The sequence below is a fragment of the Phenylobacterium sp. genome, from assembly GCF_004799395.1.
Taxonomy (GTDB): Bacteria; Pseudomonadota; Alphaproteobacteria; order Caulobacterales; family Caulobacteraceae; genus Phenylobacterium.
Window position 1 is genome coordinate 1 of record NZ_SSMZ01000310.1, and the last position, 5,227, is coordinate 5,227.

Sequence of the window (5,227 nt, forward strand, 5' to 3'; positions counted from 1 at the left end):
GCAATGTCGGCAACTTCGCCGACTGCCAGCACGCCGTGGCCGCCGTCGAGGCCGAACTCGGTCCTATCGATATATTGGTCAACAATGCCGGCATCACCCGCGACGGCGTCTTTCACCGGATGGACTCCGAGCAGTGGAGTGAAGTGATCCGGGTGAACATGGATTCGCTGTTCAACATGACCCGCCAGGTGATCGAGGGCATGCGCGACCGCTCCTGGGGCCGGATCATCAACATCTCCTCGATCAACGGCCAGAAGGGCCAGGTCGGCCAGACCAACTATTCCGCCGCCAAGGCCGGGATGATCGGCTTCACCAAGGCGCTGGCGCTGGAGAACGCCAAGAAGGGCGTCACCGTGAACTGCATCGCCCCCGGCTATATCGACACCGAGATGGTGCAGGCGGTGCCCGAGAAGGTCCTGGAGACCATCATCGGCCAGATTCCGGTGGGCCGGCTCGGCCGCGGCGACGAGATCGCCGACATGGTCGCCTTCCTGGCCGGCGAACGGGCCGGATATGTGACCGGAACGACACTGTCGCTCAACGGCGGACAGTACCTGGTGGGCTAAGGCTGCACTGTCCGGTGAAGGCCGCGCCCCGGTCCAAAAAGCGCCACACGCCCTCTGCATGCCCTTCGAAGTCATGAAGGGTGAGCCAACGGCTTTTTCTGGGATCAAGGCGGCGACGGTTCTCGCCGTTGGCCTCTGCGTATGGATAAGCTTGGCGCCGGCGGCCCTGGCCGGTCCGCTGGGGAGCCTGAACGGCCTCTTCGGACATCATTCCAGCGACGGACGTGAAACCGCCGCCCCGCCGGTCGCCCGCTACGTCACCGAGGACGGCGACGTCTTCACCTTCGACCGCACCCAGCCGAAGGCGCTGCTGAAATTCGACAACAGCTTCGAGGTCTGGGCCCTGCAGCCGCAGCCGGCCCCGCGCGGCGACACCATCTACAAGAACGATCTGGGCGAGCCGGTGCTGCGCGCCACGCGGCTAGGCGGGGTGACCCTCTTCACCGACCAGCGGCCGGGCGGCGCGGCCGCGGCGCTGGCCGGCGTCGCCTCGCCCCTGAAGCTGGCGATCATGGGCCCGCAGGCGCTGCTGGAGCGGCTGGCGCAGGCCAGCGCCCGGGCGAGCCACGCCGCGCGCCGGCTGATCCCCTTCGAGGCGGAGGCGAACCCGACCTCGGCGCCGTTGATCGCCGACGCGGCCATGGTGACCAGCGAGGCGGTGGTGCGCATGACCAAGCGCTCCGACGCCCGCAAGCTGCTCGACCATATCCTCAAGGTGCACCTGGTGGAGGGTTCCAGGGCCTCGGCCCAGGTCGATCCCGGCGGTGTGCTGGAAGTCACCGTCGCCCCCCCGCAGGGCCTCGCCGGACGTCCGTCCTCCGACCGCATCGTCCAGGTGACCCAGGGGTTCCACTAGGAGCATCCCTGCCCCGCGCCGCGCCGGAGTGAAGAAATCTACCCCTTGAACACGTCCTTCGCCGCGCGCACGGCGCCGAAGGCTTCGTAGTCGGGCTTGCCTGCGGCGCCGACGCGGTCGGCGAGGACGGGCGCGCGCAGGAAGGGGTTGGTGGCCTTTTCCAGGGCGATGGTGGTGGGGACGGTGGGTTCACCGCGCTGGCGGGCGGCGAAGACCTGCTCGGCGCGGGCCTTGAGCGCCGGACCATCGTCCACCGACAGCGCGAAGCGGGCGTTCGAGGCGGTGTATTCATGGGCGCAATAGACCGTCGTGTCGTCGGGCAGGGCGGCCAGCCGCTGCAGGCTCGTCCACATCTGCTCGGGCGTGCCCTCGAACAGGCGCCCGCAGCCCAGCGCGAACAGGGTGTCACCGACGAAGGCGACGCCGTCGGCAGCGTCGAAATAGGCGATGTGGCCCAGCGTATGGCCGCCCGATTCGATGACCTGGAAATGCGTTTCCCCCAGCATGACCGTGTCGCCCCCCCTGACCTCCCGGTCGAGGGCGGAAATGCGCGTCACTTCGGCAGGGCCGACGATGGTCGCGCCGGTGGCCGCCACGATCTCGGCGTTGCCGCCGGCGTGGTCGGGATGCCAGTGAGTGTTGAGGATCAGGTCGAGTTTCCAGCCCAGCTTGTCGAGCTCGCGCAGAATGGCGCCGGCGTCCGGAGTGTCGATGCAGGCGGCCAGGCCCGAGGCCGCGTCGCGGGCCAGGAACCCGTAGTTGTCCTCGAGACAGGGGAACTGATGGACGGTGAGCGGCATGGGTTGGCCTCCGGGCGCGGGTCGCGGCGCGACTGCGATTTAGGTTGGCGTGAAGGGTTAGTCGAGCATAGCCATGGACTATGCGCCGCGACGTTCTGGACCTTCGCCAGTTCTACGCCTCCGATCTGGGGCGGGCCTCGCGCGCCATGGTGGGGCGCAAGGTGATCGAGGCGTGGGGCGACGCCCGCGGGCTCGACGTGCTGGCGCTGGGCTATGCGACGCCCTTCGTGGCCCCGGCCCGGTACGCGGCGCGCCGGGTGGTTGGCGCCATGCCCGCGCAGCAGGGAGTTGAGATCTGGCCCGGCGGCGAGGCCAATCTGACGACCCTTGTGGGCGAGGACGCCCTGCCGTTCCCCAACGCCCTCTTCGACCGCATCCTGGTGGTGCACGGCATCGAAGAGAGTCCCGATCCGCTGGCCCTGTTGCGCGAGGTCTGGCGGGTGCTGGCGCCTTCCGGGAAGGTTGTGGTGGCGGTGGCGGCGCGCAACGGCCTGTGGGCCAATTCCGAGTCGACGCCGTTCGGCCATGGCCGGCCCTATAGCCGCGGCCAGCTGGCCGAACTGCTGCGCGAAGCGGAACTCGAGCCCTCGGGCTGGACGCGCGCCCTCTATGTCCCGCCGCTCAACTGGATGGCGCGCTGGGCCGAGGGCTGGGAGCAGGTCGGCTCGCGGATCTGGCCCGGATTCGCAGGCCTGCTCCTGATGGAGGCGGTAAAGCAGACCTTCGCGGTGAAGCCCAAGGGCCATGCCCAACGCGTACGACGGGTGCGGCCATTGCTGGCCCCCGCGCCGGGCGCCGCCCCGGTCGGCCGGACCTCGGCGGCCCAGGCGCCCATTTCGCGGGCAACGGGAACCGAGCGAACGCTCAAGCCCTTGGAGCGACGCGGGGAAGGCCTTAGCGTCGCTCTTCGAACCAACCGAAAGGCGGCGCCATGAAGATGATCGTCGCGGTCATCAAGCCCAGCCGGCTCGACGCCGTGCTGGACGCGGTCACCGAGGCCGGCGCCTCGGGCCTGACCGTCACCGAAGTGCGCGGCTACGGCCGCCAGCGCGGCAAGACCGAGGTCTACCGCGGGGCGGAATATGAGGTGAAGCTGCTGCCGAAGGTGAAACTGGAAATCGCCGTCCCGGACGACATCGCCGAGGCGGTGGTCGAGGCGATCACCCGCACCGCCAACACCGGCAAGATCGGCGACGGCAAGGTCTTCGTCATGGACCTGGAGCAGGCGCTGCGCATCCGCACCGGCGACCGGGACGCCGCCGCCATCGCCGGTTAGCGGCGCGAGCCGGGCAGGCGCGGCGGAGCGCCGCTGTTGGCGGACTCAATCGGCTCCTCTAGCAAGGGCCGATGAACGCCCCCGACGGGTCCAGGGATCCGGCAAGCCGCTACGTCTTCCTGGACTACCTCCGCGCGGTGGCCGCCTGGCTCGTGGTCTGGGATCACATGGCCAATCTGGTGCCGCAGCGCATGGGGCAACCCTTCGCGCCGGCCGGTTGGGTGCGCGACAACGTCACCGACCCGCTGGGGATCATCCAGGACTTCGGTTGGTTCGGCGTCGTCCTGTTCTTCCTGATCAGCGGCTTCATCATCAGCGACCGCGCTGCGGTCGAGAGCCCCTATCGCTTCGTCGTGCGCCGTCTGCTGCGGATCTATCCGATGATGGCGGTGGCCGTGGCGCTCTCCATCGCGCTCGGCATTCCCAGCGGTCCGCTCAGCCTCTCGGCGATCCTGCTGAACATCAGCCTGATCAACTACGTCGTGGTTCCGCAGGTGGTGCTGGTGGGCGTGGCCTGGACGCTGATCATCGAGATGGTGTTCTACGCGCTGACGGCCCTGACCCAGTTCATGTGGCGCTCGCCGCATCGAATCGCGATCAACTTGGCTTTCGTGACCGTGGTCATCTGCCAGCGCAGCGCCCTCGGACCGAATTTCGTCCTGTTCGCCACGGTGGTGAGCTACCTGCCGGTCCTGGTGATGGGCCAGGTCATCTACTGGTGGCTGGCGGCCAAACGCCTCTCCTGGCCGTTCGGCCTGGCCTATCTGACAGCGGCCTGGAGTGTCTTCCTGCTGGGCGTCCGGGCGATCCATCCGGAGTTCGCGCCGGCGGCCAACTCCTATGCGATCTCGGTGGCCTACGGGCTGCTGCTCTTCGTGGCCCTGCTGAACGTCCGGCTGCCGGAATGGCGGGTCGTGCGCTTCCTGTCCGACACCAGCTACTCCGTCTATCTGATCCACGGCCTCTTGGGAGAGCAGCTGCTGATCCTGATGATCCGTCACCACGCGCCGGTGACCTTGGCGATCGCCGTGGCGGCGGCGGTCTCCCTCGGCGCCTCCTGGGTGACCTTCAGGCTGGTCGAGCGGCCGACCCAGCGCTTGGCGCGGGCGCTCACCCGCAGCCGCTGACGCCTCGGGACTGGCCGGCAGGCCGCAGAACAGCGATCATGCACGCGATGCCTGCTAAGTCCGAACGCGCCCCACCGCCCGCCATTGAGCCCGCCGCGCCGATGATCACGCGCACGGACCGGATCGTCATCGACCGCGATCCCATGACCTTCGCCGAGTGGTCGCGCACCGCCAAGCTTGAGGACTCGCTGCCAGCCACGGGCAGCCTGCCGGGGGTCGTCGGCACAACCCAGCTGACGCCCGGCGAATGGGGCGGCGCAGGCGCACGCCGCCAGGTGCATCTCAGCGACGGGGGCAGCGCCACCGAGCAGATCCTGGACGACCTCCCGGGCGAACGTTTCCGCTACGTGGTCTGGGACTACACGACCCCCGCTGCCCGGCCGATCCACTACGCCATCGGCGAATTCCGCTACCGGGCGCTGGAGGGCGGTCGCACGGAATTGACCTGGACTTACGCTTTTCGGCTGAGGTCCGACAGATTCCCGGGCTTCCTCGGGCCGCTCGGCCGGTGGCTGCTGAAGGTGGCGTTCCTGGACCGCGCCTATGCCGTGCTGATGCGCGAGACCCTCAAGGCGATGAAGGCCGGCGCGGAGCGGGCCTAG

The 5,227-nt window shown here is 68.8% G+C and carries 7 protein-coding genes; 6 read left to right on the forward strand and 1 reads right to left on the reverse strand.

Features of this window, described 5'->3' with window-relative positions; all coding sequences use genetic code 11:
• Both phbB and E8A12_RS19870 read left to right on the forward strand, forming a co-directional pair.
• On the forward strand, positions 1 to 566 hold a 566-nt coding region (gene phbB / locus E8A12_RS19865), incomplete at its 5' end, for an acetoacetyl-CoA reductase (protein ID WP_293372059.1).
• A gap of 58 nt (positions 567 to 624) precedes the next feature.
• Positions 625 to 1,422, forward strand: a complete 798-nt coding sequence (locus E8A12_RS19870; RefSeq protein WP_293372061.1) for a DUF4908 domain-containing protein — start codon at positions 625 to 627, stop codon at positions 1,420 to 1,422.
• Between the two features lie 38 nt (positions 1,423 to 1,460).
• Here the strand turns inward: E8A12_RS19870 and gloB are convergent, their stop codons facing one another.
• Complete coding sequence (gene gloB, locus E8A12_RS19875) at positions 1,461 to 2,222, reverse strand: hydroxyacylglutathione hydrolase (RefSeq protein ID WP_293372063.1); 762 nt, start codon at positions 2,220 to 2,222, stop codon at positions 1,461 to 1,463.
• Positions 2,223 to 2,302: 80 nt separating this feature from the next.
• Between gloB and E8A12_RS19880 the strand changes: the two genes are divergently transcribed.
• The 4 genes from E8A12_RS19880 (at position 2,303) to E8A12_RS19895 (ending at position 5,227) form a co-directional block, all read left to right on the forward strand.
• On the forward strand, positions 2,303 to 3,157 hold the full coding sequence (locus E8A12_RS19880) for a methyltransferase domain-containing protein (protein ID WP_293372065.1): 855 nt from the start codon (positions 2,303 to 2,305) through the stop codon (positions 3,155 to 3,157).
• Positions 3,154 to 3,498: a P-II family nitrogen regulator gene (locus E8A12_RS19885; protein WP_293372067.1), complete on the forward strand. Its 345-nt coding sequence runs from the start codon at positions 3,154 to 3,156 to the stop codon at positions 3,496 to 3,498. Before E8A12_RS19880 ends, E8A12_RS19885 begins: the two co-directional genes overlap by 4 nt.
• 71 nt (positions 3,499 to 3,569) lie before the next feature.
• Positions 3,570 to 4,625: an acyltransferase gene (locus E8A12_RS19890; protein WP_293372069.1), complete on the forward strand. Its 1,056-nt coding sequence runs from the start codon at positions 3,570 to 3,572 to the stop codon at positions 4,623 to 4,625.
• A gap of 38 nt (positions 4,626 to 4,663) precedes the next feature.
• Positions 4,664 to 5,227, forward strand: a complete 564-nt coding sequence (locus tag E8A12_RS19895) for an SRPBCC family protein (RefSeq protein WP_293372071.1) — start codon at positions 4,664 to 4,666, stop codon at positions 5,225 to 5,227.